The following is a 26,806-nucleotide window of genomic DNA, read 5'->3' on the forward strand; positions in this document are numbered from 1 at the left end:
GTCCCCCTGATGGAGATCCTGATGCGATACGCCTTCGTCGGACTCGGCCACCGAGTGCAGCTGTACATCGACGCGCTGCTCGGCGAGTGGGGCGACACCGGCGAGATCGCCGCCCTCTGCGACGTCAACCGGACCCGGATCGGCTACTACCTCGACCGGATCGGACGCGACGTCCCGTGCTTCGCGCCGCACGAGTTCGGCAAGCTGCTCCAGCTCGCCGACGCCGTCGTGGTCGCCACCGTCGACGCCACCCACGCCCGTTACGTCGTCGCCGCGCTGGAGGCGGGCAAGGACGTCATCGTGGAGAAGCCGCTGTGCACCACCGCCGAGGACTGCGCGGCCATCGTCGAGGCCGCCGAGCGCAGCACCGGCCGGCTCGTCGTCACCTTCAACTACCGCTACTCGCCGCGCAACAGCGCCGTCCGCCGGCTGATCGCCGACGGGGCGATCGGCGACGTCGCCTCCGTACACTTCGAGTGGGTGCTCGACACCATCCACGGAGCCGACTACTTCCGCCGCTGGCACCGTGACAGGTCCAGCTCAGGCGGGCTGCTGGTGCACAAGTCCACCCACCACTTCGACCTGGTCAACTGGTGGCTGGCCGACACCGCCCGCTCCGTCTACGCCCGGTCGGCGCTGCGGTTCTACGGAGCCGCCAACGCCCGCGCCCGCGGCCTGCGCGACCGGCCACAACGCGCTCACGGCGCGCCGGAACTCGGCACCGACCCCTACCTCCTCGACATCTCCGCCGATCCCCGGCTCAAGCGCCTGTACCTGGACGCCGAGCACGAGGACGGCTACATCCGCGACCAGGACGTGTTCGGCGAGGGCGTGAGCATCGACGACAACATGGCCGTCCTCGTCGGCTACTCCCGCGGGGCGACGCTCACCTACTCACTCAACGCCCACGGCCCCTTCGAGGGCTACCGGGTGGCCTTCAACGGCACCGCGGGACGGCTGGAGCTGGAGGTCGTCGAACGCGCCTGGACCCCGCCGCGAGCCGCGATCGACCCTACCGCCGCCGACAAGGCCCACGCCCCCGGCGCCTTCGAGCGGCTCGTCCTGCACCGGCACTGGAGCGAACCGGAGGAGGTCGCCATCCCCTCGGGCGCGGGCGGTCACGGCGGCGGCGACGCCCTCATGCTGAACGACGTCTTCCGCGGCGCGGGTGAGGATCCGCTGGGCCGCCAGGCGGGGCACCTCGCGGGCGTCGCCGGCGTGATGGTCGGGATCTCGGCGAACCTCTCCGCCGCGACCGGCGCCCCCGTCCTCCTCGACGAGGACGGCACCCGGCTCGCGAGCTGACCCGGTAGAACCGGGCGCGCCGTCGAAGCGAGCGGACCGCCCGGGCACGCGGAGTCGTTCACATCGGGTTTGCAGGGCAGAGCCTAGCTTCGCTCCCATCAGTTCCTCCCGAGGGGACCGTCGTCTTTGGGCCACGGGGGAATCGGGAGCGGGAGGGCCGCTAAGGCCCGAGCGTGGAGTGGCCTGACAGGTTCACGCATTCCGCGTCGCCTCTTTCCGGCATTCGATACGGTGGGAACAAAGGTTCGAGCGAGGGGGGTGTGGTGCGCAGGTCGTTCAAGTTCGTGCTGCGCCCCACCGCGTCGACGCCCGCGCGCGGGCCCGCGCCGTCGACCGGCGGCCGCCGACCAGATGGCCCTGGTACGCGGCGTCGTCGAACACGCCGGCGTGCTGGCGGCCGGCAAGGAGATCGGCCTGTCGGTCACCGGCCCGTCCACCGCCGTGTGCCCCGTCGACGAGCCCACCGTGAACCGTGCGATCTCCAACCTCGTCGACAACGCGATCAGATACGCCCCGGCCGGCTCGCGGGTGGAGATCGACGTCGAGGTCGGCGACACCGAGGCGACGCTGATCGTGACCGACCACCCCCGCCGACGAACGGGAACACGTCTTCCAGCGCTTCTGGCGTGGCCGGCGCGACGTCCCCGGCACCGGTCTCGGCCTGCCGATCGCCAGGCAGATCGCCCTGGCCCACGGCGGCGACCTCACGCTGGATCCTCCCCATCCGGCCGGCGGCTGCGCCTTCCGGCTCACCCTGCGCCATTTTATATGAGCACTGTTATATTAGCGCTGTGACATCTTTGGACCCCACCGCCTCCCCCGGACGATGGGACGCGGTCCACGCCATGTTGGCCGCCCTGGACGCCCAGATCGAAACCGTGTACGTCGAGCGGGGCATCGAGGGAGTGCGCCCCAGGTTCGCCTATCCGCTGATCCGCCTCGCCCACACCGGCCCGCTGACGATCCGTGAACTCGCGGACTCGCTGGGCCGCTCGCACTCGGCGATGAGCCAGACGATCACGGCGATGCGACGCGAAGGGCTGGTCGACTCCGAGCTCGGCACCGACGCCCGCACACGCCGCATCACCCTGACCGGCCGCGGCCGCGCCCTCATCCCCTTCCTCGAGGCCGAGTGGCGCGCGACCGAGGCCGCCGTCGCCGAGCTCGACGACGAGATCCCGCACGCGCTCAGTGCCGTCGTCGCCGAACTGGAGCGCGCCCTGGCGCGGCGGCCCATGCGAGATCGGATCCTCGCCCACCTCCACGAGCCGCCCGCCGCCCCGGCGGAGCCGTCTCCGTGACCTGGCGCGAACGGCTGATCGACGTCCGCCCTCTGCGCACCAGCAGGCCTTTCCGCGACCTGTGGATCGGATCCTCCCTCGCCTCACTCGGTCAGCAGGTCGCCGGGGTCGCCGTCCTCCTGCAGGTCTGGGACCTCACACGCAGCCCGCTCTGGACCGGCGCCATCGGCCTCGCCACAGCCGTACCCCTCCTCGTGCTCGGACTGGTCGGCGGATCGCTCGCCGACGCCGTCGACCGCAGAAACCTGGTCCGCGCCACCACCGCGGGCCAGGTCCTGGTGGCCATGGGCCTCGTGGCGCAGGCCGCCGTGGACAACCGCTCCGTCCCGCTGCTGCTCACCCTGATCGCCGCGCAGTCCGGCTGCGCGGCGCTCGGAGCCCCGGCGAAGCGCACCTTCCCCGTCCGGCTGCTCCCCGCAGACCAGGTCGCCGCCGGACTCGCCCTGCAGAACGTCGCCTTCCAGGCCTCCATGCTCGCCGGGCCGGCCCTCGCCGGCCTCGTGCTCGCCCAGTGGCACTATCCCGCCGCGTACGCGATCCAGGCCCTCGCCGGCGTCGCGTCGCTGATCGCCGTGATGCGGCTGCCCGCGATGGCCGTCTCGCGCGCCGTCGACGAGCGGCCGCCCGTCGACGGCGCGCCCCGGCCGCGCGGTCCGGCCAGGGGAGGCTGGCGGATCATCCTGCGGCGCCCCACCCTGTGGGGCGCCTTCGCCACCGACCTCGCCGCCACCCTCCTCGCCATGCCGATCGCGCTCTTCCCCCTGATCAACGAGATCCGCTTCGAGGGCGACCCCCGCACCCTGGGACTCTTCCTGTCCGCGATCGCGGTCGGCGGGCTCGGCGCGGGCCTGCTGTCCGGAACCGTCACCCGGCTACACCGCGGCGGCCTCGTCCAGCTCGTCGCGGCCACACTCTGGGGCCTCGCCCTGGCCGGCTTCGGCCTGGCAGGGCCGCTCTGGCTCGCCCTCGGCTGCCTCGTGATCGCCGGTGCGGCCGACACCGTCGCCGTGGTCACCCGCAGCGCACTGGTCCAGCTCGAGACGCCCGACCGTTACCGCGGGCGGGTCTCCTCGGTCGAGCACGTCATCGGCGTCGCCGGCCCGGAGGCCGGCAACTTCCGCGGGGGACTCCTCGCCTCCCTCACGTCCGCGCCCGTCGCGCTCGTCGCGGGCGGCCTGGCGGCCGCGCTCTGCGTCGTCGCCGTCGGCATGGTCAACCGCCCCCTGCGCGACTACCGCACCCCATCCGGAGGCGAGGAACGCGAGGAACGCGAGGAACGCGAAGGACATGAAACACGTGAAGTGCTGCCACTCCCCGAAGTGGCCCACGATCGCGAGATGTCACCCGGGTGCTGAACCCCACGCGGTTCGCCGCGGACGGCAGACGGCACGGCCCCGCCCCCGTCATGAACGCCGTCCCGAACACCGTCCCGAACACCGTCACGAAGGAGCCTCGCGCGACGCGGTTCGCAGAGGGGTGGGCAGCTCACCGCCGCCGGCAACATGCTCGATCAGTTCGAGGACGGCTCCGGGACCGCCGTTCGCCCGAAGCCACCGGCTCACCCGGCACGCGGCCTTGGCGTACGCGTCCGGGTCGGCTTTCGCCGTGCGCAGCCAGTCATCGAGCGTCTGTGGCGGCGCCTCCCCTTCCGGAACCCGGCACCGGTCGCCGGCCGTGTCGGGCTTCAGGTGGCGCGGGTCGTCGGAGACCACGACGGCCAGCCCCTCGTCGAACCACTGCGGGAGCGGCACCGCACCGGACCCAAGGCGGGCGTGCAACTCGACGTGCGACATCTCGTGTGAGGCGATCACCGGGTTGACACCGCCAGGTGACAGCATGATCGCACGGTTCAGCACGGCGATCCCGCGCTCCCCGCCGCCGCCGATCCTCCGATAACACGAGGCGGTCAGGCAGGCCAGGATGTCGGGAGAGCTCCGGCGCCCACCGTAGAAGTCCGCCACCCGCCGGTCGGCCGCGTCGATCACCTCCGCCACCTGCCGCTCCCTGGCCGTCGGCAGGCCGGACTCCAGATACAGGCCCGGCCTGACCTGTCTCATGCCGTAACAGGTCGGACAGGTCGTGGCTGCGACCGAGGGGAAGGCGAGCGCGATGCCCGCCACCACGGCCACGAACAGCCCGGCGACGACGACCGGCAACCACCGCCACACCCTGCGCCTCCGGCTCATCACGCCCCCCGTGCCGACGTCGCCGACGAGCGCGGCGCTCCACGGCGAATCTGGATGATCATCACATTGTGTCCCTGCGTACGAAGGTCTGCCAGGCTGCGACGACGGAGAGGGTCGCCCAGGTGGCCGACACGAGGAGACCGGCGACCGGGCCGAGCGCGGTGGCGGGGGTGGCGGGCATGCCGATGAGGCTGAGTGCCGCCTCGTGCGGAAGAAGGCTCACCACGTGGGGAAGGGCGCCCTGCAACATCGGTGAGACGAGAACGGGCGTGAGGAGGAGTGTGACGAGCGGGGTGACGACCGTTCTCGTGACGACGGCGAGACCGAACCCGACGAGGCCGAGCAGGAGATAGGCGACCAGGAGCGCGAGGAGGCCGGCGACGGCGTCATCGACTCCCGTCTCCCCGGCCCGAATCGCCGGGAGGTGCCGCAGGAGGTGTCCCGGCAGGACGGCCGGAATCGACGCGACCAGGCCGAAGGCCGCGCTCGCGGTGAGTTTGGCGGCGAACAGCAGGTCGCGGCCGGGGACGGCGGCGAGGCTGACGCGCAACTGGCCGCCACGGTACTCGCCACCGGCCGCGAAGACCGCGATCGCGACGAACGCGTAGACCGGCGAGAGGGTGAGGGTGCCGAGCTCGGCGATCGGGATCCCACCGTCCTGACCGGCGACGCGGACGGTGTCCGTGGCCGCGACGATCCCGAGCAGGCCGTTGGCGCCGAAGCCGAGGGCGAGGGCGATCCAGCTGGCGGGGAGGGTGGTGATCTTGATCAGCTCAGCGGCCAGGACGTCGCCGAACCGGATGGCCGCCATCGTCCGGGTGCTCATCGCGCGTCCCTCGCGCCGAGCGTGACGCCCGCGGCGACGGCGGTCACGGCGGCCCATCCGGCGAGGACGAGCAGACCGTGCGCCCGGCCGGCCGTGAGGTCGTTGACGCCGGGGTCGAGCATGAAATTCCTCGCCGCGCTGAGCGGGAACAGCGCGTCCACCTCGGGCGCGATCCCGGCCAGGACCTGGGTCATCGTGACCGTGATCAGCACCACGGTGACGACGACGCCGATCAGGGTGTCGCGCACGGTGAGGGTGACGGCGAACGCGGTGAGGCAGAACAGGACCGCGAAGGCGACGAACCGGCCGTGGCCGACGAGCGCCTCCCCGGTGACGAGCAGGCCCGGGTTCCAGTCCCTGACGGCGGCGTAGACGAACGCGGAACTGATGCCCGCGATGAGGATCGCGACGACGGACACGTACAGTGCCGTGGCGAGAAGCTTGGCGACCAGCAGGGGAACCGTCCGCGGCATCGCGAGCACGGTCAGGCCGAGCTGCCGCGAGCGGAACTCCTGTCCCGCGATCACGGAGGCGAGCACGGGCAGGAACAGGCCCATCTGCAGCGACGCCCCGGCGCAAAGGCCGAGGATCGCCTCGGTGGCGGGCTGAGGCTGCCCGGCGAAGATCTCGATGACGCCCTCGGAGGTGATGTTCGCGACGGCGTCGGCGAAGAGTCCGGCGGGCGGGATCTGGACCAGCACGTGCAGGGCGAGGATGACACCGGCGGCGATCCACGCACCGGGCAGGGTGAGGATCTTGCTCAGTTCCGCCCGAGTGGCCGCGGAGATCCCGCTCACCGGCGTGCCCCGGCCCGGTCGCCGGTGAGCGCGAAGAACGCCGCCTCCAGCGAGGCGTGGCCGGCGGTCACCTCGGCGAGCGTCCCCCGGACGACGATGCGGCCGCGATTGATGATCACCACGTCGTCGGCGGTGTCGGCCGTCTCCTTCATGAGATGGCTCGACAGCAGCACGGTACGACCCAGGGCCGCGTGCTCCCTGAGCAGGTCGCGGACCCAGCGGATACCGTCGGGATCCAGCCCGTTCACGGGTTCGTCCAGGACGAGGACCTCCGGCTCGCCGAGCAGCGCCCCCGCGATCCCCAGTCGCTGCCTCATGCCCAGCGAGTGGTTCTTCACCCGGTGTCTCGCGGCGTCCGCCAGGCCGACGAGATCGAGGACCTCCCGCACCCGCTCCCGGGGGATCCGGTTCGACCGGGCGATCCACGACAGGTGGTCGATCGCGCGGCGCTCGGGCACCGGTCCCGCGCCGTCCAGCAGGGCGCCGACCGTGCGCAGCGGGTATCGCAGGTCCCGGTAGCGCCTCCCCCCGATCAGTGCCCGTCCTCCGGTGGCCGCGTCCAGGCCGAGCAGCACGCGCAGCGTGCTGGACTTTCCCGCCCCGTTCGGGCCGAGGAACGCCGTGACACGGCCCGGCCTGGCCGTGAACGTGACGTCGTCGACCGCCTTCCTGTTCCGATAGTGCTTGCTGAGCCCGTTGATCTCGATCACCGCACACCCCGATCCCTCGCGTTGGACGACGTCCTCCAGCCTGCGGCGACGGGGTGCGGGGCCGCGTCCCCCGAAAGGGGACACCTCAGCGGGGCTCGTGCAGCAGTCCCGCCTCGTAGGCGAGCACGGCCAGGCGGGTGCGGTCGTTCACGCCGAGTTTGGCGAACACGCGCTTGAGATACGTGCGCACCGTCTCCGTGCTCAGGAAGAGCTCACCGGCGATCTCCTGGTTGGAGTATCCGCGGGCGACCAGCCGGATCACCTGCACCTCTCTGGCGGAGAGCACCTCGTCCGCGAACGCGTGCCGGCGCCGCGACCGCTCCGGCGCGAACCGGCGCACCAGCCTCGCGGTGACCTCCGGTGCGAGCATGGCATGGCCCGCGTGGACCGTACGGACCGCGTGGAGCACCTCCTGCGGTGAGGCGTTCTTCAGCAGGAACCCCGACGCGCCCAGGGTGAGTGCCTCGTGGACGTACTCGTCGAGATCGAACGTGGTCAACATGATCACCCGGGTGCCCTCCGCCTCGGCGAGGACGCCACGGGCCGCCTCCAGTCCGCCGCCGTCCGGCATCTGCACGTCGAGCAGGGCCACGTCGGGCCGCAGCGCGAGGATCAGCCGCAGCGCCTCCACGCCACCGGCCGCCTCCCCCGCGACGCGGAACCCCTCGGTGCGGTCGAACAGCTTCCGGTACACGCCGCGGAAACGGCCGTCGTCGTCGGCAAGGAACACGCTGACAGGTGTCATCTCCTCCCCCGGTCGCCGTCGTCCGATTCCCGACCGGCTCGATCCTCCCCCAGCGGCAGCCGGGCCTCGACCTCGAATCCCCGCTCCGGCAGGTTCCGCCACGCCACGGTGCCACCGGCCAGCCGCGCCCGCTCCCGCATCCCCAGCAGGCCGAACCCGGACACATCCTCGTCCTTCCCGCCGGGGCCGTCGTCGCGGATCCGCGCGACGAGCGCGTCGCCGTCCGGATGGAGTTCCACGGTGCAGGCGGCGCCCGGCGCGTGCCGTATCACGTTGCTCAGCGCCTCCTGAACGATACGGAAGGCGACCGCCGCGGCGGCCTCACCGATCTCGCCGCCCTGCCCGGGCGTCGCGATCCGCGCCTCGACACGTACTCCCGCGGCACGCGTGGCCGCGACGAGCGAACGCACGTCCGAGACGCCGGGGACGGGCCCGGCCGTGTCCGTCCGGTCCTCGCCGGACCCCGCCCGAAGCGAGCGGACCAGCGACTGGACGTCCTCCAGCGCCGTCCTCGCGTGATCCTCGATGTCGGCGAGCGCGTCGCGAAGCTCCTGCTCGCTCGCGTCGGGAAGGCTCCGCGTCACCCCGGCCTCGGCGCTGATCAGCCCGAGGGCGTGCCCCACCACGTCGTGCACCTCGCGGGCGACCTCGAGCTGCGTGCGAGCGGCTCGCTCGACCGCCCGGGCGCGTTCGGCCTCCCGGACGGACTCGATCCGCCTGCCGACGGCGACCCCCAGCAACCACGACACGCTCAGTGCCGCGATCGCGATCACCACCCGCCGGCCCGAGCCGCCCAGGCCGTCTTGCGGGACGGCCGTCACGGCCGCCAGGACCGCGACGGCACCGACCGCGACGAGGGCGAGCCCGCGAACCCGCGGCGCGCGGGTGAGCGCCGGCGGGTACAGGCACCAGGCCGTGGCGAGCATCGGATCCTGGCACACCCCCAGCAAGGTCGCGACCACCGTCGCGGCCCCGGCCGCCGCCACCGCGGGCACCGGCCACCGCCAGCGCAGCAGCATCGCCGCCACCGCGACCGTGGCCAGCGCCATCCCGGCTGCCGGGCGCCAGAGGCCGGCCGCGCCGATGACCGGGGGGAGCCAGAACGTCCCGACGACCACGAGCGCGGCCGCCGCGTCCACGAAAGGCCGCGGCGGTCCCGCCGCGGCCGGTACGGCCCTGTCCACGCTGGAACGGTATCCCACCGGCGGGCCCCGTCCCGGACGGCGGACGCGCGCCCGCTCTTCCCGCACGCGGGCGACCGAGAGGCCGGCGGGTGAGTCCTCGAAGGACGGATCCTGTCGAAGACCCCAAGCCGGTCACTCGGTGGGTCAGCCCCCGGCGGAAGGTGCTCACCTACATCGTCTCTGTCAGTCGGTGCCGAACTCCATCGCGGCGCGGTCGAGCATCTCGTCGTCGTCGGAGACCTCGCCGCGCGAGGCGATGGCCTCCGCGCCACCGCGTGGCATCGCGCCGATCAGCCCGGTCGAGGCCGCCTGGGCTGCGCCGATGAGCGCGGGGTGGGTGGTGCCGACCATGCCGAGGCCGGCGTACTGCTCCAGCTTGGCGCGCGAGTCGGCGATGTCGAGGTTGCGCATGGTGAGCTGGCCGATCCGGTCCACCGGGCCGAACGCCGAGTCCTCGGTGCGCTCCATCGACAGCTTGTCCGGGTGGTAGCTGAAGGCCGGTCCCGAGGTGTCCAGGATCGAGTAGTCCTCACCGCGGCGCAGCCGCAGCGTCACCTCGCCGGTGATCGCCGTGCCGACCCAGCGCTGCAGCGACTCTCGCAGCATCAGCGCCTGCGGGTCGAGCCAGCGGCCCTCGTACATCAGCCGGCCGAGCCGCCGTCCCTCGTTGTGGTAGCTCGCCAGGGTGTCCTCGTTGTGGATCGCGTTGACCAGCCGCTCGTACGCCGCGTGCAGCAGTGCCATCCCCGGCGCCTCGTAGATGCCCCGGCTCTTGGCCTCGATCACCCGGTTCTCGATCTGGTCGGACATGCCCATGCCGTGCCGCCCGCCGATCGTGTTCGCCTCCATCACCAGGTCGACGGGGGTGGCGAACTCCTTGCCGTTGATCGTCACCGGGCGGCCCTGTTCGAAGCCGATGGTCACGACCTCGGTGGCGATCTCGACCTCGGGATCCCAGAATCGCACGCCCATGATCGGGTTCACGGTCTCGATGCCGGTGTCGAGGTGCTCCAGGGTCTTGGCCTCGTGGGTGGCGCCCCAGATGTTGGCGTCGGTCGAGTATGCCTTCTCGGTGCTGTCACGGTAGGGCAGGCCGTGGGCGAGCAGCCACTCCGACATCTCCCTGCGGCCGCCGAGCTCGGAGACGAAGTCGGCGTCCAGCCAGGGCTTGTAGATGCGCAGGTGGGGGTTCGCGAGCAGGCCGTAGCGGTAGAACCGCTCGATGTCGTTGCCCTTGAACGTCGAGCCGTCGCCCCAGATCTGCACGTCGTCGTCGATCATCGCCCGGACCAGCAGGGTCCCGGTGACGGCGCGACCGAGCGGCGTGGTGTTGAAGTAGGGACGTCCGGCCGAGCGGATGTGGAACGCGCCGCAGGTGAGCGCGGCCAGGCCCTCCTCGACCAGCGCCGCGCGGCAGTCGACCAGGCGTGCGATCTCGGCGCCGTACGCCAGCGCACGGCCGGGCACCGAGGCGATGTCGGGCTCGTCGTACTGGCCGATGTCGGCGGTGTAGGTGCACGGAACGGCACCCTTGTCGCGCATCCACGCGACGGCGACCGAGGTGTCGAGGCCGCCGGAGAAGGCGATGCCGACGCGCTCGCCCGCGGGCAAGGAGGTGAGAACCTTGGACATGAGACAAGAGTATGCATCACGACGCATGACTATGCAAAATTCCAGCTCTTCATCTCCCGGAGCAGCCCGACTTCTTGCTGAACCTATCGAAAATCGATATATTTACATCGTTGCTCGATAGAGGGAGAGACGATGGGAAGATTAACGGTGCTCGCGCTTCGCGCCGTGCTCGTGGTGTTGCTCGCCGGATCGGTGTTCGTCCAGGCGGTGATGGTGCCGTTGTTCGCCGTCGACCTGGAGGCGCTCGACGCGGACGTCGCGTACCTGCGCGCCCCGCTCCTCGTGATCGTCTTCCTGGGCGTGGTGACGATCCAGGTCGTCCTGGTCTGTGTGTGGCGGCTGGTGACGATGGTGCGACGCGGAACCGTGTTCTCCCACGCCGCCTTCCGGTACGTTCACACCGTGATCGGCGCGATCACGGCGGCCGCCCTCCTGGTGTTCGCGCTCGCGGTCCTCCTGGCGCCGGGCGACCCGGTCCCCCCGGGCATGGTCCTGCTGATCTGCGGGGCCGCCACGGCGGTCCTGGGGGTGGCGCTCGTCGTGCTCGTGCTGCGGATGCTGCTCGCCCAGGCCGTCGCACGCGACGTGGAGGCGGCGCGGATGCGGGCAGAGCTGGAGGAGGTGATCTGATGCCGATCACCGTCGACATCGACGTCATGCTGGCCAGGCGGAAGATGTCCGTGGGCGAGCTCGCGGACCGCGTCGGGATCACGCCCGCCAACCTGGCGGTGCTCAAGAACGGCCGCGCCAAGGCGGTGCGCTTCACGACGCTCGCCGCGCTCTGCGAGGTGCTGGAGTGCCAGCCGGGAGACCTGCTGCGCTGGCAGGCCGAGGACGCCGCGGACGGATGACGCCGGCACTCGGCGCCAGGATCCGGCGGACCGTGTCAGCGGCCGGACACCCCACGTTCTCCTGCGCCGATCACCGGGACCTCCGCGTCTCGCGGAAGCTCTCGGCGAGCAGCCTCAGACCAGGTTCGACTCTCTCCGTGGGGATCGAACCGTACCCGAGCAGCAGTCCCGCCCGCGCGGAGGTCTCGCCGTAGTAGGGGGCGAGGTCCTGCAGCGCGATACCCGCCTTTCGCGCGTACGCCCTCACAGGGGCCGTGTCGGCCCCTGCGGCCGGGGTCAGATAGGCGCAGAGGTGGAGGCCGGCGGCGGAGGGAACCGGCTCCAGCCAGTCGCGAAGGTCACGCCGCAGGACAGTGACGATTCGCTCGCGGCGGGCCGCGTACTCGCGCGTCGCCTTGCGGACGTGCCGCCCGAGCAGGCCCTCGCCGATGAAAGCGGCCAGCGCCGCCTGGCTGGGAAGGTCTCCGCACCAGTCGGTGAGCCGCTTGGCGGCGCGCAGGGCGGGCTGGAGCGAGGCGGGGGCGACCAGGAAGCCCAGTCTCAGCATCGGCAGCATCGTCTTGGAGAAGGAGCCGACGTAGACGACGTGACCGCCGCGGTCGAGGCTTTGGAGCGGTTCGAGCGGACGGTCCTCGAAACGGAACTCGCTGTCGTAGTCGTCCTCGATCACCACGGCCCCGCGCCGCCCGGCCCATTCGAGCAGCGCGGCGCGGCGGCCGAGGGACATCGGCATCCCCAGCGGGAACTGATGGGACGGCGTGACGTAGACGAGGCGGGCTGAGTCGGGAAGGGCCGCCACGTCCAGTCCCTCCCCGTCGACGGGGACGCCGACGACCCGCGCGCCCAGCGACTCGAACAGCAGCCTGGCCGGAGGGTAGCCGGGCTCCTCGACGGCCACGCGGCAGCCGGGCTCGATCATGACGCGGCCGATCAGGTCGAGTGCCTGCTGGGCTCCCTGCGTGACGAGAACGTCGTCGGCGCTCGCCCGCACCGAGCGGGAGACGCCGACGTGGCGGGCGAGCGCCTCTCGCAGTCCCGCGTGTCCTGAGGGATCGCCGTAACCGGCGGAGCGCGCCAGCGCCGGGCGCAACTCGCGGGTGACAAGCCTGCGCCACGTTTCGAGCGGGAACAGCTGCGCGTCGGGAACGCCCACCCCGAAGTCGTAGACCGGCTCCCCTTCCGGTTCGGCCGGCGGTGCGGTCTCAAGGCGCCAGTGGCGGCGGGGACGTACGCCGCCCGCGGGAGCGTTCCTCGAGCGGACTCCGGCGAGGGGCCCGGTGAGGGGCTCGGTGCACACGAAGGTGCCCGCCCCGACCTGGCCGACGAGAATCCCCTCGGCGGCCAGCCGCTCGTAGGCGACGGCCACGGTGTTGCGCGACACGTCGAGCCGCCGCGCCAGCTCCCGGGTCGCGGGCAGGCGCTCCCCCGGGCGCAGGCGACCGTCGAGGACGGCGTCCAGGAGCTGCCGGTAGATGCGGGCGGACAGGTCGCCGCGCCCGGTGAGGCTCACGTGGAAGTCCATCTCGCCCTCTCGTATTGGCCCAATGAGTTGCCCTCATATTGGATCTTATGCGGGGTCAATCGGCTCCATATGGTTGCCCCTGGGCCGGCGAGGAGCCATGTCGGCCACGTAGCGACCGAGGAGTCCCGTGTTCAGCCGGATCATGCCCCCTGCCGGGCCGCCCAGAGTCCTCGCCCTCGCACAGCTCACCAATTCCATCGGGGACGGCGCGTACTACGTGTGCTCGGCGCTCTACTTCATCCGGATCGTGGGACTCTCGCCGACCCAGGTCGGCTTCGCGCTCACACTCGGCTGGGCCGTCGGCTTCGTGGCGGGGGTCCCGCTCGGCCACCTCGCCGACCGCCGTGGACCTCGCGGCACGGCGGTCCTGCTCGCCGTCGCCACCGCCGCCTCGGTGGGCTCGTTTCTGTTCGTCCACTCCTTTCCCTTGTTCGTGGTGGTCGCCTGCCTGTACGCGACCTCGCAGTGCGGTCTCGCCGCGGCCAGGCAGGCGCTGCTCGCCGGCCTGGTGGACAGGGAGCGGCGCACCCGGATCCGGGCCCACCTGCAGGCGACGGCGAACGCCGGGCTGGCTGTAGGCGCCGCGCTCGGCGGGGTGGCACTGCACCTCGACACCCGGGCCGCCTATTTGGCGGTCCTCGCGATGGACGCGCTGAGCTTCCTGCTCTCGGCCCTGATCCTGCTCCGCCTTCCCCCGGTGCCGCCCACCGCGGCCGCACCGGCGGGCGAACCGGCACTGGCGGTGCTCAGGGACAGGCCGTACGCGCTCATCTCCCTGCTCAACATGGTCACGCTGCTGAACATGCCACTGCTCAGCCTGGTCATCCCCCTGTGGATCGTCCAGCGGACCGAGGCCCCGAACTGGACGGTCTCGGCCCTGCTGGTCCTCAACACTCTGGGCGTCGTGCTGTTCCAGGTACGGGTGGCCCGGCGGGTCACGGATCTGGAGACCGCCTCCCGGTCCGTGCGGCGGGCGGGTGCGGTGCTGTTCGCCGCGTGCGCGGTGTTCGCCCTGTCGTCGGCCTGGTCCTCGGCGTGGGCCGCCGCGTTCGTCCTGCTCCTCGCGGCCTGTCTTCAGGTGTTCGGCGAGATGGCGCACGCCTCCGGCGCCTGGGAGATCGGATTCGATCTCGCCCCCGCCGACAGGCAGGGCCAGTACCAGGGCTTCTTCGGGTCCGGTGCGGCGGTCGCCAGGATGCTCGGCCCCCTACTGCTCACGACGCTGATCCTCACCTGGGGAACTCCGGGTTGGCTGGTGCTCGGTGGCCTTTTCCTGCTGGCCGGCCTCGCCATGGGACCGGCCGTGCGCTGGGCCCTGCGGACCCGGCGCACAGAGCCGATCACGGCGACGGGTGGCCGGTGAGACGGCCGCCCATGCCGCGGAGGAAGCGGTGGCGCGGTGCCCGCCGCCGGGCCGCCCTCGCCTTCCCGCTTTTCCGCGAAAAACGGTTTGTGGCTCCACCACCTCGAACAGCATGCTGGGCGTCATGCTGATCAGAGATGCGACGTCCGGCGACTGGCCGGCGATCTGGCCTTTCCTGCACCGGATCGTGGCCGCCGGCGAGACCTACACCTGGGACCGCGACGTCAGCGAGGAGCGGGCCCGGGAGCTGTGGTTTCCCGAACCTCCGGGCCGCACGGTCGTCGCCGTCGACGCCGACGGGACCGTCCTGGGCTCGGCCAAGATGTATCCCAACCACATGGGGCCCGCCTCGCACATCGCCAGTGCGAGCTTCATGGTCGACCCCGGCCACGCCGGGCGCGGCGTCGGGCGGGCCCTGGGCGAGCACGTCCTGGAGTGGGCGCGCGCCGAGGGCTATCGGGCGATGCAGTTCAACGCCGTCGTGGAGACCAACACCCGGGCGGTGGCACTGTGGCGCTCGCTGGGCTTCGAGGTGCTGGCGACCCTGCCGGAGGGCTTCGAGCATCCGGACAAGGGCTACGTCGGACTGCACATCATGTACAGGTCCCTCTGATCGCGCGGCGCCGGCGGGGTCGCGGGTGACACGCGACCCCGCCGGCACCGGCGCCATGACCGTGGAGGTGCTTCCCGCGCCGGGTGTCACGCACCGCAGGGCGGACGGACTCGCTCGCGGTGGATGGGCGCTCCACACGCCCGACGTCGCGCACGGCGCGGCGGACGGACTCGCTCGCGGTGGGCGGCCGCTGTTCAGCCGAGGTCGAAGAAGATCGTCTCTTTCTCGCCCTGCAGGTGGACGTCGAAGCGGTGGACGCCCTCTCGCTCCGGCGTGGCCAGCAGCGTGTGCGCGCGCTCGGGCGGCATCGAGTCGAGGAAGGCGTCGTGGGCGAGGTAGATCCGGGTGTAGAGGTGGTGCAGCAGGCCGCGGGCGAACACGCACACGCTGATGTAGCCGTTGCCCGGCACGAGGGTGCGCAGCGTCCAGCGGCCGTCGGCGTCGGTGGGAACCCTGCCGAAGCCGGTGAAGTCGACACCGTTCCTGCCGAGGACCGCGCCGTTCACCGCGTCGCGGCGCAACGTGCCCGGCGCGCCGGTGAGGTCGCCGGACGGGGCGGCCTGCCAGAACTCCAGCAGCGCGTCCGGCACCGGGGCGCCGGCGCCGTCGTACACGTAGCCGTGCACGATGATCCCGCCGGTCGCGATGTCGCCGCCGCCGGGGAACGGGAGCGCGTAGCCGTAGAAGGGGCCGACGGTCTGCGAGGGGGTCGGGTTCATCGAAACTCCTTGAGCGCGGAGGCCCCGGGCCTCGGCCCTGGGGAGGAGGTCAACGGCTCTCCTCCGTCCAGGTGGCGGCGGGGCCGTCCAGGACGATGTCCCACCGGTAGCCGAGGGACCACTCGGGGACGGACAGGTCGTGCTCGTAGGCGGCGACCAGGCGCTGCCTGGCTCGGTCGTCGGTCACGGAGTTGAGGATGGGGTCGTAGGGGAACAGCGGGTCGTTCGGGAAGTACATCTGGGTGACCAGGCGCTGGGCGAAGGCGGTACCGAAGACGGAGAAGTGGATGTGCGCGGGACGCCAGGCGTTGACGTGGTTGCGCCACGGGTAGGCGCCGGGCTTGATCGTGGTGAAGGCGTAGCCGCCGTCGTCGTCGGTGAGGCAGCGGCCGACCCCGGTGAAGTTGGGGTCGAGCGGGGCCGGGTGGTCGTCGCGCTGGTGCGGGTAGCGGCCGGAGGCGTTGGCCTGCCATACCTCCACGAGCTGGCCGCGCACCGGGCGTCCGTTCCTGTCGAGGACGCGGCCGTGCACGGTGATGCGCTCGCCCAGCGGCTCGCCGAGATGCTGCCTGGTCAGGTCGGCGTCGAGCGCGGTGACGTCGGTGACGCCGAAGACCGGCCCGGTGAGCTCGGCCGCGTCCGGGTCCTTGAGCGCGATCAGCGGTTGCCCGGGGTGACGGAGCGCGGTGCTGCGGTAGGGGGCGTAGTCGCGGGACGGGTGGTGTCTCTCCCCGGCTTCGCGGGGCTCGCGGAGCTCGCGGAGCTCGGCGATCTCGCGGTCGATGTCGGCCTGCGTGGGCGGTGTTGACATGAACTCCTACCTTCCGGGAACGAGGGCCGGGTCCCGGCCGGAGCCGGACGCGAGGGTCCTTGTGGCGTGCGCGGCGGGATCGTCGGCGTCCTGACGGCCGGACGGTGCGCGTACGGCGTCCTCGGCGAAGACCGTCCTCACTCTCTCACCCGCGCGCCAGTACGATCGCGCAGCTGCGCCGGGCTCACCCCGGGCGCGGTCTCCACCAGCGCCAGTCCTTCCCCCGTGACGTCGAGGACTCCGAGGTCTGTGATGATCCGGTGCACGCACCCCTTGCCCGTGAGGGGCAGCGAGCACTCCTCGACGATCTTCGGCGAGCCGTCCTTCGCGGTGTGCTCCATGATCACGATGACCCTGCGGGCACCGTGGACCAGGTCCATCGCGCCGCCCATGCCTTTCACGAGCCTGCCGGGGACCATCCAGTTGGCGAGGTCGCCGCGGGCCGAGACCTGCATCGCGCCCAGCACCGCCACGTCGATGTGACCACCGCGGATCATGCCGAACGACAGCGAGGAGTCGAAGAACGACGCGCCCGCGAGCACGGTCACGGTCTCCTTGCCGGCGTTGATCAGGTCGGGGTCGACGTCGTCGGGAGCGGGGTAGGGGCCGACGCCCAGGATGCCGTTCTCCGAGTGCAGGATCACGTCCACCTCCGCCGGCAGGAAGGAGGGGATGCGGGTGGGCAGGCCGATGCCGAGGTTGACGTAGTCGCCGTCGCGCAGCTCGGCCGCCGCGCGCGCGACCATCTGGTCACGACTCCAGCTCATGAGGCGTCCTCCTCCCGAGGCGCGGGAGCGGAGGTGGTGCGCCGTTCGACGGCCTTGTCGGCGGTCTGTTCCGGGGTGAGCCGCACGACGCGCTGGACGAACACGCCTGGCAGGTGGACCTCGTCGGGATCGAGCTCGGTCAGCTCCTCGACCTCGGCGATCGTGACCCGGCCGGCCATCGCGGCCAGCGGGTTGAAGTTCGCGGCGGCCTTGTTGAACACGAGGTTGCCGTACCGGTCTCCCCTGGCCGCCCGCACCAGCGCGAAGTCGGTGGTGATGCCGTACTCCAGCACGTAGTCCCGTCCGCCGAACTCGCGCACCTCCTTGGGCGGCGAGGCGAGCAGCACCGAGCCGTCCGGGCCGTGCCGCAGCGGCAGCCCGCCCTCGGCGACCGGCGTGCCGACTCCGGCCGGGGTGTAGAAGGCGGGGATGCCGCAGCCTCCCGCGCGCAGCCGCTCGGCCAGGCTGCCCTGCGGGGTCAGCTCCACCTCCAGCTCCCCGTTCAGATACTGCCGGGCGAACTCCCTGTTGTCACCGATGTAGGAGGCCGTCACCCGGCCGATCCGCCCGGCCGCGAGCAGGACGCCCAGGCCGCCGCCGTCCACTCCGCAGTTGTTCGACACCACGCCGATGCCGCGTACGCCCGTGTCGTACAGGGCCTGGATCAGCACGTTCGGGATGCCGCTCAGGCCGAACCCGCCCACCGCGAACGACGCGCCGTCACGCACATCCGCCAGCGCCTCCGCGGCGTCGGCGACCACCTTGTCCCTGCGCACGACACTCCGTCCCGCCATGCGTTCGCTGTGCGAACTTTCGTTCACTATTGCGCATCCGAGTATGCTTATCCGCGACTTTCCTGTCAAAGCCCTCTCGTTCACCGGCCCGTCGAGCCGGGCCCGGTTCCGGTGGCCGCACCCGTACGGGACGAAAGAGCCGCTTGCGCGCCGCGAACCGTTCTGGGCACGACCGAAGCCGCGGGCGACCTGCGCGACCGGGCGACCGCCGGTCCGCCCGCACCCGCACCGCTCGCCGCGACGTCACGGGGCGGGGTTCAGCCGGATCAGGGTGAGGCCGTACGCGATGATCCAGACGACCCACATCAGCCAACCGGCGAGACCGAGGAGACCGAGGGGACCGGCGTGGTCGATGATCAGGGGCGTGAGGGTGGCGGAGCCGAACAGCAGCGCGGCCGCTGTCAGCCCCAGGGTGCCGTGCCACGGCCGGATGAGACCGGCGCGCAGGCCGGCGACGGACAGGCCGATGAGGGCGAGCGCGAGGAACGTGCCGTTGAGGGTGAACAGCGCGTCGTGCAGGACCCACAACCCCCCGGTCGTGGCATTGCCGGGCGCGGCCGTCAAGGTGAGCGCGAGGCGGATCGCGATCACCGCGGCGAAGGTGGCGTTCTGCAGCGCCAGGCCGGCGAATCCGAGCAGTGACCACGCCTCGCCCCGGTCGCGCTCCGAACGCCGCAGCGCGGAGACCGCGCCCGCGCCGAACAGGGTCGCCAGGAGCCAGGCTGCGGGAGTGAGGGCGGACGCGACGGCGACGGCGTCGCCCCTGGCGCCGAAGAACGCGTTGACCTCGCCGATCTCGGCACCGGTGAGCGGCAGACCCGCGGGGACCATAATCGCGTTGGCGAGGACGATCGCACCGGCGAAGCCGAGGGCGGCGATACCGGTGATCCGGGAGAAGCCCAGGGCGGCCCCTCCGAACGTTTGACGTAACATTTATTCATTATAAGCAGCGTAAAATGATTGAAGGAAGCCAGTGAGCGCAGAGCCGGACCGGCGCCGTTACGACTCGTTGCGCCGGGCGACGCAGGCGCGGGAGACCCGGGCGGAGATCGCCCGCGCCGCCCGCGGGCTGTTCGTCTCCCAGGGGTGGGCGGCGACCACCGTGCGAGACGTCGCCCGCGAGGCGGGAGTCTCCACACCGACGGTCTACGCCGCGTACGGGAACAAGGCGGGGCTCACCCGGGCGCTGGCGGACTCGGCCGACCTGTCGGCCGACGCCTCGCGGATGCTGCAAGAGCTGGAGTCCTCGACCGCGTCCCCCGAGCGGCAACTCGCGGCGATGGCCGCCTACGACCGGCGGCTGTTCGAACGCGCGGGCGACGTCATCGCGCTGGTACGCGAGGCGGCCCGCACCGAGCCCGAGCTGGCGACGGCCTACCACGACGGCCGCAGGCGAGGCGATGAGACCCGGATACTGGTGTTCTCCTCCTGGCCGGACGGCGTCCTGCGGAGCGGCCTGGACGTACGGTCCGCCGTCGATGTCTATGCGGCCCTGTGCAACGTCGACGTCTACACCACGCTCACCGTCGAGCGCGGCTGGTCACCCGGCCGCGTCGAGCGGTGGTGGGGCGAGGCGCTGGCCCGCCAGCTTCTGGAGTGAAGCCGCCTTCCGCGCCGCCGTCGGCTCCCCGGGCCAGGACCCGCGCCTGCGCGCCGGAGGAGGACGCAGAGTCGGGCACGGCCGTCCGGGGTCCTGGACGGCCGTGCCGAGTCTCAGGTCCGCCGGACGCCGATGAGCCGCTGCAGCAGGATGAAGGCGAACAGCAGCAGGCCGATGAAGATCTTGGTCCACCAGGAGCTGAGGGTTCCCTCGAAGCTGATGATCGTCTGGGTCAGGCCGAGGACGAGAATGCCCAGAACGGTGCCGAAGAGATACCCGGAACCGCCGGTGAGCAGCGTGCCGCCGATGACCACGGCCGCGATGGCGTCCAGTTCCATGCCGACGGCGTGCAGGCCGTACCCGGACAGCATGTAGAAGGACAGCAGGATCCCGCCGAGCGCGGAGCACAACCCGCTGATCGTGTAGACGGCGATCTTCGTCCGTCCCACAGGAAGACCCATGAGCAGCGCCGACTGCTCGCTGCCGCCGACGGCGTAGACCGTGCGGCCCAGACGCGTGTAGTGCAGCACGTACGCGGCGACCAGCACCACCACCGTGGCGATCACCACGCTGGGCGAGATCCACATCTCTCCGACCAGGTCGATCCTGGTCTGCGCGAAGGCGGTGAAGAGACCGTCGGTGATCGGGATCGAGTCGGTGCCGATCGTGTAGCACAGACCGCGCGCCAGGAACATCCCGGCGAGGGTCGCGATGAAGGGCTGGACCTGGAAGTAATGGATGATCGCCCCCATCCCGGCTCCCAGCGCCGCGCCGACGGCCAGCACCAGCACGATCACCACCGGCGCCGGCCAGCCCTGGTTCGTGACGAGACTGGCCGTGATCATCGTGGACAGCGCCACCACCGCGCCCACCGACAGGTCGATGCCGCCGGCGAGGATCACGAACGTCATGCCGACGCCGACGACGAGCAGGAAGGCGTTGTCGACGAAGACGTTGAGTATCACCTGGCCGCTGGCGAACCCCTCGTACCGGATGCCGCCGACCGTGAACATCGCGATGAGCAGGCCCGCGGTCACCGCGACCGGAACGTACCTGCGGGGGATCGCGAGCCGCCCGGCAGGACCGGCCGTGATGGTGTCCGTCGTCATCTGTTCCTCACAGTCTCTTCCCTTGCCTGCCCGCCCTCTTCCCGCGCCTGCTCGGCGACGGCGCCCGGACCCGCGGAGGGGCGGCCGGGCTCCTCCTTGGGAACCGGAGGCGGTGGGGCAGGACGTCTGCTCCACCCGAACGCCTTCTGCCGGAAGGCGGGCGACTGCAGCAGGCACACGATGGTCACCACGAGGGCCTTGAACAGCAGCGTCGTCTCGGGCGGCACGCCGATCGAGTAGATCGTGGTGGTCAGGGTCTGGATGATCAGCGCCCCCAGCACGGTGCCGCTGAGCGAGAACCGGCCCCCCGCCAGCGAGGTGCCGCCGATGACGACGGCCAGGATCGCGTCCAGCTCGATCCACAGGCCGGCGTTGTTGCCGTCCGCGCTGGACACGTTGGAACTGATCATCAGACCCGCGATGCCCGCGCACAGCCCGCAGAAGGTGTATGCCACGATCAGCACGCCCCGGGAGCGGATCCCGGACAGCCTGCTGGCCTCGGCGTTGCCGCCGACCGACTCGATGAACATGCCCAATGCGAGCCGCCGGGTAAGAAAGGCGGTCAGCGCGATCAGCGCGATCACGATGAGGATGCCGAACGGGAGCGTGAGCCAGTAGCCGCCGCCGATCAGCTTGTACGGGCTGCTGTTGATCGTGATGATCTGCCCGTCGGTGATCAGCTGGGCCAGACCCCGTCCCGCGACCATGAGGATCAGCGTCGCGATGATCGGCTGGATGCCGATGGCGGCCACCAGGAACCCGTTCCAGGCCCCGAGCACGAGTATCACCAACAGCGTGAGGCCGATCGCCGACAGCACCCCGCCGACGGCGTTCTGATCGGCCAGGTCGCTGATCTGCATGCAGGCCAGCGCCCCGCTGATCGCCACCACCGATCCGACCGACAGGTCGATGCCGCCGGTGGCGATGACGAGCGTCATGCCCAGCGAGACCAGGATCAGCGGCGCCCCGAAGCGGAGGATGTCGATGAGGCTGCCGTAGAGGTGGCCGTCCCTCATCTGCACGTTCAGGAAGTTGTCGGTGAACACCACGTTGAGCGCGAGCAACGCGCCCAGGATCACGGCGGGCCAGAGCAGCCGGTGCCGCGTCAGCGCGCCGAGGGCACCGAAGGCGCCGTTTCCCACAGGGCTCATACCGGTGCTCCACTCGCGATTTTCTGCATCAGGACATCGGTGGTGAGCGCGTCGTCGTTGTCGAGCTGGGCGATCAGCGTACGGTCGCGCAGCACCCCGACCCGGTGGCTGAGCCGCAGGACCTCCTCCAGCTCAGCGGAGATGAACAGCACGGCCATGCCACCGTCGGACAGCTCGACGACCAGCCGCTGGATCTCCGCCTTCGCACCGACGTCGATCCCCCGGGTGGGCTCGTCAAGGATGAGCAGCCGGGGTTCCATGATCAACCACCGGGCCAGCAGCACCTTCTGCTGGTTGCCTCCGCTGAGGGTGCGGACCGGTTGCTCGGGATCACCCGGCCGGATGTTCAGCGTGGCGATGTACTTGGCGACCAGCTCGTCCTGCTTGCGCCGGGACAACGGCCTGCTCCAGCCGCGCGCGGCCTGCAGCGCGAGGACGATGTTCTCCCGCACCGTGAGCTCGTCGACGAGTCCCTCCGCCCGGCGGTTCTCCGAGCAGAAGGCGATCTTATGGTTCATCGCCGCCCTCGGTGTGCGCAGCGCGATCCGCCTGCCCTCGACCCGCAGCGAGCCGCTGTCGGCGTGGTCGGCGCCGAACAGCAGGCGCGCCAGTTCGGTACGGCCGGAGCCGAGCAGCCCGGCCAGCCCGATCACCTCACCCTGCCTGATGGTGAGCGTGAAGGGGTTGACACCGCCCGCCCGCCCGAGATCGCTCGCCTCCACCAGCGGCTCCGCGACCCGAGCGGGCGGCTTTCCTTCGAGTTTCTCCAGATCGGCCAGCTCCCGCCCGATCATCTTGGCGACCAGGTCGACCTGGGAGAGCTCGCGGGTGAGGTACTCCCCCACGAGCTTCCCGTTGCGCAGGATCGTCATGCGATCCGATATCTCGTAGATCTGGTCGAGGAAGTGCGAGACGAACAGGATGGCGATGCCCTTTTCCTTCAGCCGGCGCATCACCCGGAACAGCTGGGCCACCTCGCCGGCGTCGAGGCTGGAGGTCGGCTCGTCGAGGATCAGCACCTTGGCCTCGATGTCGACCGCCCTGGCGATCGCCACCATCTGCTGGACGGCCAGCGAGCACGACGCCAGCGGCGCCGACACATCGATGTGCAGATCCAGGCCGTCCATCAGTTCCTCGGCCCGGCGGCGCATCTCCCGCCACCGGATGCGGCCGAAACGGCGGGGTTCGCGGCCCACGAAGATGTTCTCCGCCACCGAGAGGTTCCCGCACAGGTTGACCTCCTGGTAGACCGTGCTGATACCGGCCTGCTGGGCGGCGGACGGACTGGAGAAGGCGACAGGCTTCCCGGCCAGCTCGATCTCGCCCTCGTCGACGCCGTACACGCCGGTCAGGACTTTGATCAGTGTCGACTTCCCCGCGCCGTTCTCTCCCATCAGCGCGTGCACTTCGCCCGGCAGCAAACGGAAGCCGACATCATCCAGGGCCTTGACGCCGGGGAATCGTTTGCCGATTCCGCTCATCCGTACGATCGGTGCCGGTTGGTCCATGCCGCGCTCTCCTCTCTTTCCCAGGTGGGCGGCTCAGTACTGGCGGTTGGGGAGGGCTTCCTTCGCCTGCTCCTGGGTGAAGGTGGTCTCCTCGGTCACCACGCGCTCGGGGACCTGCTCACCGGCGACGACCTTCTTGGCCAGGTCCATCAGCTGGGGGCCAAGCAGCGGGCTGCACTCGACGATGTAGCTGATCTTCCCGTCGGCCAGGGCCTGCATCCCGTCCTTCACGGCGTCAATGGTGATGATCTTTATGTCCTTGCCAGGCACCTTGCCCGCGCCCTCGATCGCCTCGATGGCACCCAGCCCCATGTCGTCGTTGTGCGCGAACAGCACGTCGATGTCCGGGGTGGACTTCAGGAACGCCTCCATGACCTCCTTGCCCTTGGCCCGGGTGAAGTCACCGGTCTGCGAAGCGGCGATCTTGAACTTCGAGTCGGCCGCGATCACCTCACCGAAGCCCTCCTTACGGTCGTTGGCCGGGGCCGAGCCGGTGGTGCCCTGGAGCTCGACGATGTTCACCGGGTCGGTGGAGTCCTTGTACTCCTCCACCAGCCACTGGCCGGCCTTCCTGCCCTCCTCCACGAAGTCGGAGCCGAGGAAGGTCTTGTACAGGGTCTTGTCCGCGGAGTCCACCGCCCGGTCGGTCAGGATCACCGGGATCTTGGCGTTCTGCGCCTCCTTCAGCACGGTGTCCCAGCCGGACTCCACCACCGGCGAGAACGCGATGACGTCGACCTTCTGCTGGACGAAGGACCGGATCGCCTTGATCTGGTTCTCCTGCTTCTGCTGGGCGTCGGAGAACTTCAGCTCGATGCCGGCGCTCTTCGCCGACTCCTGCACCGACTTGGTGTTGGCGGTGCGCCACCCGCTTTCGGCACCCACCTGGGAGAAGCCCATCACGATCGTGTCGTTGGCACCGGCTCCGGCGCCGCCGGCGTCGGCGGTGTCCGGTCCTTCCGTACTGCTGCAACCTGTCATCGCCGCGGCCATGACGCCCGCCAGGACGAGCGCTGAGATCTTTCGGAACATGGGGGGATGTCCTTCTATGTGAGCGTTAACATTTGAACGGAGGACCATGATTGGCGCCGGTCGTCCGGGTTGACGGCCGCGTCGACGAAGCGCCGCTCACCCGCAAGGCGATCGAGGGCACGCGATGGATGTCCGCGCACCACGCCCGACGCCTGGACCTGCTATGACGGCACGTCGATACCACACCACTTCACAGTTCCGCAGTCTCCGGTCGCGTGTTTTCTCCCACGCGCCCGAAGGTCCGTTGTGTAGCCGGGCGACCGTCTGGCGCGACATGCTCGCCTCGGCCGTTACCGGCGGTTGGAGCTCCACACCTGTCTGCACGGCCGCTCCTCATCTTGCGTTGGACAAGACTGTGAACGCTAACAACCGTGCCGTCAAGCGGTCGCCTTATTACGGTCTAATCACACCGGAAACCTGGGCTCTGCTAGACCTCGACCATCCACTGCCACAGGCGAGGACATTACTCACCATGACTCCCGGCTCCGGGAGAGCCGACCTGGACACGGAGCAGGACCGGGATACCCGCCCACCGGAAACACCGGAAAACACGCGAGGGGCGGCGACGCGGGGCGGCGGTCGCGAGGCTCTCCGCCGACCGCCACGGGCATGCGCTCCGCACCCCACCCCGATACCGGTTCGGCGCCACCACGAGACCGGAGAGCGGAAAATGGGTATTGACAGCGGTTACGTTAACGACAAAACTCGTGTTTGAAACATATCAGTAACCGGGCCGCCTCCCGCATCGCGATGGCCGCACCGCCACCCGGCGGCACGCATCCTTCCTTCGCGAGACGTTTTCCCAAGGGCACACTTTTCCAAGAAGGTGGCGTGAAAACCGACGCGAGATGTTAACGCTAACAAAAAGTCTCACCCGGAACCGTGCGACGGGAGCCCGGCCGTGCGTCCCGAGTCGGCCGTGCCCGCCGGGCGGCTCCCGGGAAGCGCCGACGGCCACCGACGGCCTCGACCGCGACGATTCGATTCGCCGGCCTCCCTCTCTTCTCGTCGGCACCCGCCCTCCGCTCCACCGGCACGGAGAGACCCTCCCGTGCGGCGCTACCCTTTGGCCCGGGGCTGGGCGCGGACGTGCATGCGCTCCCCCTGGGGACCGAAGAGGCTGAGGATCTCCACCGCCCCCGCCCCCGCCCCCGCGCTGCCGAACCAGTGCGGGAGCCGGGTGTCGAACTCGGCGACCTGACCCGCGACCAGCACGAGGTCATGGTCGGCCAACACGAGCCTCAACCGCCCGGAGAGCACATAAAGCCACTCATAGCCGTCGTGAACCCTGGGATCGGGCTCGGTCTGGTCCGCGGGAACGAGGATCTTCCAGGCGGCGATGCCCCCCGGCTGACGGGTGAGCGGGACCACGATCCGGCCGTGCGCGCGGCGAGGCGTGAGCCGGACCCTGGGATCGCCCACCTCGGGCGTGCCGACCAACTCGTCCAGCGGCACCTGGTGGGCCAGGGCGATGGGAAACAACAGCTCCAGGCTCGGCTTGCGCTGCCCGGACTCCAAGCGAGACAGCGTGCTCTTCGAAATCCCGGTCGCCTCGGACAGCGCGGCGAGGGTGATCTCACGCTGGATCCTGAGCCGCTTGAGGCGAGGCCCGACCTCGGACAGAGCTTGAGCGATCTTGTCCATGAGACCAATTGTCACAGGGAAGCCGGCCTTGCGGCGGTCCCGGTACCTCACGAGGTTTTTGTCGCACCGGCGTGGCAGCATGCCTCCATGGCCACATCGAAACAGCCGGTGACGGTTCCGACCGGCGTGAGCGCCGACGACTTTCTGGCCACGGTCCCCGACCAACGCCGGCGAGCCGACGCGGAGCGCCTGCGCGCGGTCCTGTGCGAGGTGACCGGTGCGCCCGCGGTGATGTGGGGCCCGAGCATCGTCGGCTTCGGCAGCTACCATCGCACCTACGAGAGCGGGCGCACGGGCGACTGGCCTCTGGTGGGCTTCTCGCCGCGAAAGCAGCATCTCGTCGTCTACCTGATCGGCGGGTTCGAGGAGCGATACGCATCGGTGCTCACCCGGCTGGGTCCTCACAAAGCCGGAAAAGGTTGTCTCTACCTGAAAAGGCTCGACGACGTCGACGAGAGCGCACTGCGTGAGCTCGTCGACCGCGCGGCTCGGGTGCACAGGGGCGTCGACCGGGCCGGGTGAGCGCCGACGATCACCACTGCCCGGCCCTCGAGGGTGGCTTCGCGGCACGGCACGCCTGCCGGTGACCCCGCGCGACCCGGGAAAGGCGACGCCGCCCGAGGCGCGCATCCACGG

At 70.7% G+C, this 26,806-nt stretch carries 28 protein-coding genes and 1 pseudogene; 10 read left to right on the forward strand and 19 right to left on the reverse strand.

Annotated elements, in window-relative coordinates; all coding sequences use genetic code 11:
• Nucleotides 1-9 precede the first annotated feature (9 nt).
• From ABZ664_RS19205 to ABZ664_RS19220, 4 genes and pseudogenes are all read left to right on the forward strand, one after another.
• Nucleotides 10-1,305 carry a Gfo/Idh/MocA family oxidoreductase gene (locus tag ABZ664_RS19205; protein ID WP_362511089.1) on the forward strand — a complete coding sequence of 432 codons (1,296 nt, stop codon included), beginning with the start codon at nt 10-12 and terminating at the stop codon, nt 1,303-1,305.
• A 351-nt stretch (nt 1,306-1,656) separates the two neighbouring features.
• A pseudogene (locus ABZ664_RS19210) lies at nt 1,657-2,077 on the forward strand (sensor histidine kinase).
• 19 nt (nt 2,078-2,096) lie between these two features.
• Nucleotides 2,097-2,606 (forward strand): MarR family transcriptional regulator, encoded by a 510-nt coding sequence (locus ABZ664_RS19215; RefSeq protein ID WP_362511092.1) that lies wholly within the window; start codon nt 2,097-2,099, stop codon nt 2,604-2,606.
• A complete protein-coding gene (locus ABZ664_RS19220; RefSeq protein ID WP_362511095.1) occupies nt 2,603-3,961 on the forward strand; it encodes an MFS transporter in 1,359 nt (452 codons plus the stop codon). The genes ABZ664_RS19215 and ABZ664_RS19220 overlap by 4 nt, the downstream gene beginning before the upstream one ends.
• Before the next feature lie 84 nt (nt 3,962-4,045).
• Here ABZ664_RS19220 and ABZ664_RS19225 read toward each other — a convergent pair whose 3' ends face one another.
• The 7 genes from ABZ664_RS19225 to argG all read right to left on the reverse strand — a co-directional run bounded on the left by ABZ664_RS19225 (nt 4,046) and on the right by argG (nt 10,686).
• Nucleotides 4,046-4,792 carry a hypothetical protein gene (locus ABZ664_RS19225; protein ID WP_362511098.1) on the reverse strand — a complete coding sequence of 249 codons (747 nt, stop codon included), beginning with the start codon at nt 4,790-4,792 and terminating at the stop codon, nt 4,046-4,048.
• Between the two features lie 61 nt (nt 4,793-4,853).
• Complete coding sequence (locus ABZ664_RS19230) at nt 4,854-5,618, reverse strand: ABC transporter (RefSeq protein WP_362511101.1); 765 nt, start codon at nt 5,616-5,618, stop codon at nt 4,854-4,856.
• Nucleotides 5,615-6,415, reverse strand: coding sequence for an ABC transporter permease (locus ABZ664_RS19235; RefSeq protein WP_362511104.1), 801 nt, complete (start codon nt 6,413-6,415; stop codon nt 5,615-5,617). Before ABZ664_RS19235 ends, ABZ664_RS19230 begins: the two co-directional genes overlap by 4 nt.
• Nucleotides 6,412-7,125, reverse strand: coding sequence for an ATP-binding cassette domain-containing protein (locus tag ABZ664_RS19240; RefSeq protein WP_362511107.1), 714 nt, complete (start codon nt 7,123-7,125; stop codon nt 6,412-6,414). The genes ABZ664_RS19235 and ABZ664_RS19240 overlap by 4 nt, the downstream gene beginning before the upstream one ends.
• A gap of 85 nt (nt 7,126-7,210) precedes the next feature.
• Nucleotides 7,211-7,870, reverse strand: coding sequence for a response regulator transcription factor (locus ABZ664_RS19245; RefSeq protein WP_362511111.1), 660 nt, complete (start codon nt 7,868-7,870; stop codon nt 7,211-7,213).
• Complete coding sequence (locus ABZ664_RS19250) at nt 7,867-9,054, reverse strand: sensor histidine kinase (RefSeq protein WP_362511114.1); 1,188 nt, start codon at nt 9,052-9,054, stop codon at nt 7,867-7,869. The genes ABZ664_RS19245 and ABZ664_RS19250 overlap by 4 nt, the downstream gene beginning before the upstream one ends.
• A gap of 183 nt (nt 9,055-9,237) precedes the next feature.
• Nucleotides 9,238-10,686, reverse strand: coding sequence for an argininosuccinate synthase (argG, locus tag ABZ664_RS19255; protein WP_362511117.1), 1,449 nt, complete (start codon nt 10,684-10,686; stop codon nt 9,238-9,240).
• A 132-nt stretch (nt 10,687-10,818) separates the two neighbouring features.
• Between argG and ABZ664_RS19260 the strand changes: the two genes are divergently transcribed.
• Together ABZ664_RS19260 and ABZ664_RS19265 are read left to right on the forward strand one after the other, a co-directional pair.
• Nucleotides 10,819-11,316 (forward strand): DUF2975 domain-containing protein, encoded by a 498-nt coding sequence (locus ABZ664_RS19260; protein ID WP_362511120.1) that lies wholly within the window; start codon nt 10,819-10,821, stop codon nt 11,314-11,316.
• Entirely contained in the window at nt 11,316-11,537 is a 222-nt protein-coding gene (locus ABZ664_RS19265) for a helix-turn-helix transcriptional regulator (protein ID WP_362511123.1), read from the forward strand. Before ABZ664_RS19260 ends, ABZ664_RS19265 begins: the two co-directional genes overlap by 1 nt.
• Before the next feature lie 70 nt (nt 11,538-11,607).
• On the opposite strand, the gene ABZ664_RS19270 is transcribed toward ABZ664_RS19265, so the two are convergent.
• Nucleotides 11,608-13,059: a PLP-dependent aminotransferase family protein gene (locus ABZ664_RS19270; RefSeq protein WP_362511126.1), complete on the reverse strand. Its 1,452-nt coding sequence runs from the start codon at nt 13,057-13,059 to the stop codon at nt 11,608-11,610.
• A gap of 127 nt (nt 13,060-13,186) precedes the next feature.
• Here ABZ664_RS19270 and ABZ664_RS19275 point away from each other — a divergent pair, with 127 nt between their 5' ends.
• Together ABZ664_RS19275 and ABZ664_RS19280 are read left to right on the forward strand one after the other, a co-directional pair.
• On the forward strand, nt 13,187-14,422 hold the full coding sequence (locus ABZ664_RS19275) for an MFS transporter (protein ID WP_362511128.1): 1,236 nt from the start codon (nt 13,187-13,189) through the stop codon (nt 14,420-14,422).
• A 124-nt stretch (nt 14,423-14,546) separates the two neighbouring features.
• A complete protein-coding gene (locus ABZ664_RS19280) occupies nt 14,547-15,035 on the forward strand; it encodes a GNAT family N-acetyltransferase (RefSeq protein WP_362511131.1) in 489 nt (162 codons plus the stop codon).
• Nucleotides 15,036-15,229: 194 nt separating this feature from the next.
• Here the strand turns inward: ABZ664_RS19280 and pcaG are convergent, their stop codons facing one another.
• The 6 genes from pcaG to ABZ664_RS19310 all read right to left on the reverse strand — a co-directional run bounded on the left by pcaG (nt 15,230) and on the right by ABZ664_RS19310 (nt 19,059).
• Nucleotides 15,230-15,754: a protocatechuate 3,4-dioxygenase subunit alpha gene (gene pcaG, locus ABZ664_RS19285; protein ID WP_362511134.1), complete on the reverse strand. Its 525-nt coding sequence runs from the start codon at nt 15,752-15,754 to the stop codon at nt 15,230-15,232.
• Between the two features lie 49 nt (nt 15,755-15,803).
• A complete protein-coding gene (gene pcaH / locus ABZ664_RS19290) occupies nt 15,804-16,565 on the reverse strand; it encodes a protocatechuate 3,4-dioxygenase subunit beta (RefSeq protein ID WP_362511137.1) in 762 nt (253 codons plus the stop codon).
• Nucleotides 16,566-16,571: 6 nt separating this feature from the next.
• Entirely contained in the window at nt 16,572-16,706 is a 135-nt protein-coding gene (locus ABZ664_RS19295; protein WP_362511140.1) for a hypothetical protein, read from the reverse strand.
• Complete coding sequence (locus ABZ664_RS19300; RefSeq protein ID WP_362511143.1) at nt 16,703-17,332, reverse strand: CoA transferase subunit B; 630 nt, start codon at nt 17,330-17,332, stop codon at nt 16,703-16,705. The genes ABZ664_RS19295 and ABZ664_RS19300 overlap by 4 nt, the downstream gene beginning before the upstream one ends.
• The gene (locus ABZ664_RS19305) at nt 17,329-18,108 is read right to left on the reverse strand and encodes a CoA transferase subunit A (RefSeq protein ID WP_362511146.1); all 780 of its coding nucleotides are present in this window, start codon (nt 18,106-18,108) and stop codon (nt 17,329-17,331) included. The genes ABZ664_RS19300 and ABZ664_RS19305 overlap by 4 nt, the downstream gene beginning before the upstream one ends.
• A 261-nt stretch (nt 18,109-18,369) precedes the next feature.
• Nucleotides 18,370-19,059 (reverse strand): hypothetical protein, encoded by a 690-nt coding sequence (locus tag ABZ664_RS19310; RefSeq protein ID WP_362511149.1) that lies wholly within the window; start codon nt 19,057-19,059, stop codon nt 18,370-18,372.
• A gap of 40 nt (nt 19,060-19,099) precedes the next feature.
• Between ABZ664_RS19310 and ABZ664_RS19315 the strand changes: the two genes are divergently transcribed.
• Nucleotides 19,100-19,726, forward strand: coding sequence for a helix-turn-helix domain-containing protein (locus tag ABZ664_RS19315; RefSeq protein WP_362511152.1), 627 nt, complete (start codon nt 19,100-19,102; stop codon nt 19,724-19,726).
• Between the two features lie 113 nt (nt 19,727-19,839).
• Here the strand turns inward: ABZ664_RS19315 and yjfF are convergent, their stop codons facing one another.
• The 5 genes from yjfF to ABZ664_RS19340 all read right to left on the reverse strand — a co-directional run bounded on the left by yjfF (nt 19,840) and on the right by ABZ664_RS19340 (nt 26,170).
• Nucleotides 19,840-20,835 carry a galactofuranose ABC transporter, permease protein YjfF gene (gene yjfF, locus ABZ664_RS19320; RefSeq protein WP_362511155.1) on the reverse strand — a complete coding sequence of 332 codons (996 nt, stop codon included), beginning with the start codon at nt 20,833-20,835 and terminating at the stop codon, nt 19,840-19,842.
• Complete coding sequence (locus tag ABZ664_RS19325; protein ID WP_362511158.1) at nt 20,832-21,986, reverse strand: ABC transporter permease; 1,155 nt, start codon at nt 21,984-21,986, stop codon at nt 20,832-20,834. The genes yjfF and ABZ664_RS19325 overlap by 4 nt, the downstream gene beginning before the upstream one ends.
• Nucleotides 21,983-23,494, reverse strand: coding sequence for a sugar ABC transporter ATP-binding protein (locus ABZ664_RS19330; protein WP_362511161.1), 1,512 nt, complete (start codon nt 23,492-23,494; stop codon nt 21,983-21,985). Before ABZ664_RS19330 ends, ABZ664_RS19325 begins: the two co-directional genes overlap by 4 nt.
• 33 nt (nt 23,495-23,527) lie before the next feature.
• Nucleotides 23,528-24,526: an ABC transporter substrate-binding protein gene (locus ABZ664_RS19335; protein WP_362511165.1), complete on the reverse strand. Its 999-nt coding sequence runs from the start codon at nt 24,524-24,526 to the stop codon at nt 23,528-23,530.
• Nucleotides 24,527-25,585: 1,059 nt separating this feature from the next.
• Nucleotides 25,586-26,170 carry an XRE family transcriptional regulator gene (locus ABZ664_RS19340; RefSeq protein ID WP_362511168.1) on the reverse strand — a complete coding sequence of 195 codons (585 nt, stop codon included), beginning with the start codon at nt 26,168-26,170 and terminating at the stop codon, nt 25,586-25,588.
• An 87-nt stretch (nt 26,171-26,257) separates the two neighbouring features.
• Here ABZ664_RS19340 and ABZ664_RS19345 point away from each other — a divergent pair, with 87 nt between their 5' ends.
• Nucleotides 26,258-26,692 carry a DUF1801 domain-containing protein gene (locus ABZ664_RS19345; protein WP_362511171.1) on the forward strand — a complete coding sequence of 145 codons (435 nt, stop codon included), beginning with the start codon at nt 26,258-26,260 and terminating at the stop codon, nt 26,690-26,692.
• The last annotated feature ends 114 nt before the right edge of the window (nt 26,693-26,806 follow it).

The sequence above is a fragment of the Streptosporangium sp. NPDC006930 genome (assembly GCF_040635605.1).
GTDB lineage: Bacteria > Actinomycetota > Actinomycetes > Streptosporangiales > Streptosporangiaceae > Streptosporangium.

Bases quoted from the DNA above. Each gene is read 5' to 3' on its own strand.
- ABZ664_RS19205 (WP_362511089.1), top strand. From the start codon at position 10: ATGGAGATCCTGATGCGATACGCCTTCGTCGGACTCGGCCACCGAGTG.
- ABZ664_RS19225 (WP_362511098.1), bottom strand. From the start codon at position 4,792: ATGAGCCGGAGGCGCAGGGTGTGGCGGTGGTTGCCGGTCGTCGTCGCC.
- ABZ664_RS19230 (WP_362511101.1), bottom strand. From the start codon at position 5,618: ATGAGCACCCGGACGATGGCGGCCATCCGGTTCGGCGACGTCCTGGCC.
- ABZ664_RS19245 (WP_362511111.1), bottom strand. From the start codon at position 7,870: ATGACACCTGTCAGCGTGTTCCTTGCCGACGACGACGGCCGTTTCCGC.
- argG (WP_362511117.1), bottom strand. From the start codon at position 10,686: ATGTCCAAGGTTCTCACCTCCTTGCCCGCGGGCGAGCGCGTCGGCATC.
- ABZ664_RS19260 (WP_362511120.1), top strand. From the start codon at position 10,819: ATGGGAAGATTAACGGTGCTCGCGCTTCGCGCCGTGCTCGTGGTGTTG.
- ABZ664_RS19265 (WP_362511123.1), top strand. From the start codon at position 11,316: ATGCCGATCACCGTCGACATCGACGTCATGCTGGCCAGGCGGAAGATG.
- ABZ664_RS19270 (WP_362511126.1), bottom strand. From the start codon at position 13,059: ATGGACTTCCACGTGAGCCTCACCGGGCGCGGCGACCTGTCCGCCCGC.
- ABZ664_RS19280 (WP_362511131.1), top strand. From the start codon at position 14,547: ATGCTGATCAGAGATGCGACGTCCGGCGACTGGCCGGCGATCTGGCCT.
- pcaG (WP_362511134.1), bottom strand. From the start codon at position 15,754: ATGAACCCGACCCCCTCGCAGACCGTCGGCCCCTTCTACGGCTACGCG.
- pcaH (WP_362511137.1), bottom strand. From the start codon at position 16,565: ATGTCAACACCGCCCACGCAGGCCGACATCGACCGCGAGATCGCCGAG.
- ABZ664_RS19300 (WP_362511143.1), bottom strand. From the start codon at position 17,332: ATGAGCTGGAGTCGTGACCAGATGGTCGCGCGCGCGGCGGCCGAGCTG.
- ABZ664_RS19310 (WP_362511149.1), bottom strand. From the start codon at position 19,059: ATGTTACGTCAAACGTTCGGAGGGGCCGCCCTGGGCTTCTCCCGGATC.
- yjfF (WP_362511155.1), bottom strand. From the start codon at position 20,835: ATGACGACGGACACCATCACGGCCGGTCCTGCCGGGCGGCTCGCGATC.
- ABZ664_RS19325 (WP_362511158.1), bottom strand. From the start codon at position 21,986: ATGAGCCCTGTGGGAAACGGCGCCTTCGGTGCCCTCGGCGCGCTGACG.
- ABZ664_RS19330 (WP_362511161.1), bottom strand. From the start codon at position 23,494: ATGGACCAACCGGCACCGATCGTACGGATGAGCGGAATCGGCAAACGA.
- ABZ664_RS19335 (WP_362511165.1), bottom strand. From the start codon at position 24,526: ATGTTCCGAAAGATCTCAGCGCTCGTCCTGGCGGGCGTCATGGCCGCG.
- ABZ664_RS19340 (WP_362511168.1), bottom strand. From the start codon at position 26,170: ATGGACAAGATCGCTCAAGCTCTGTCCGAGGTCGGGCCTCGCCTCAAG.
- ABZ664_RS19345 (WP_362511171.1), top strand. From the start codon at position 26,258: ATGGCCACATCGAAACAGCCGGTGACGGTTCCGACCGGCGTGAGCGCC.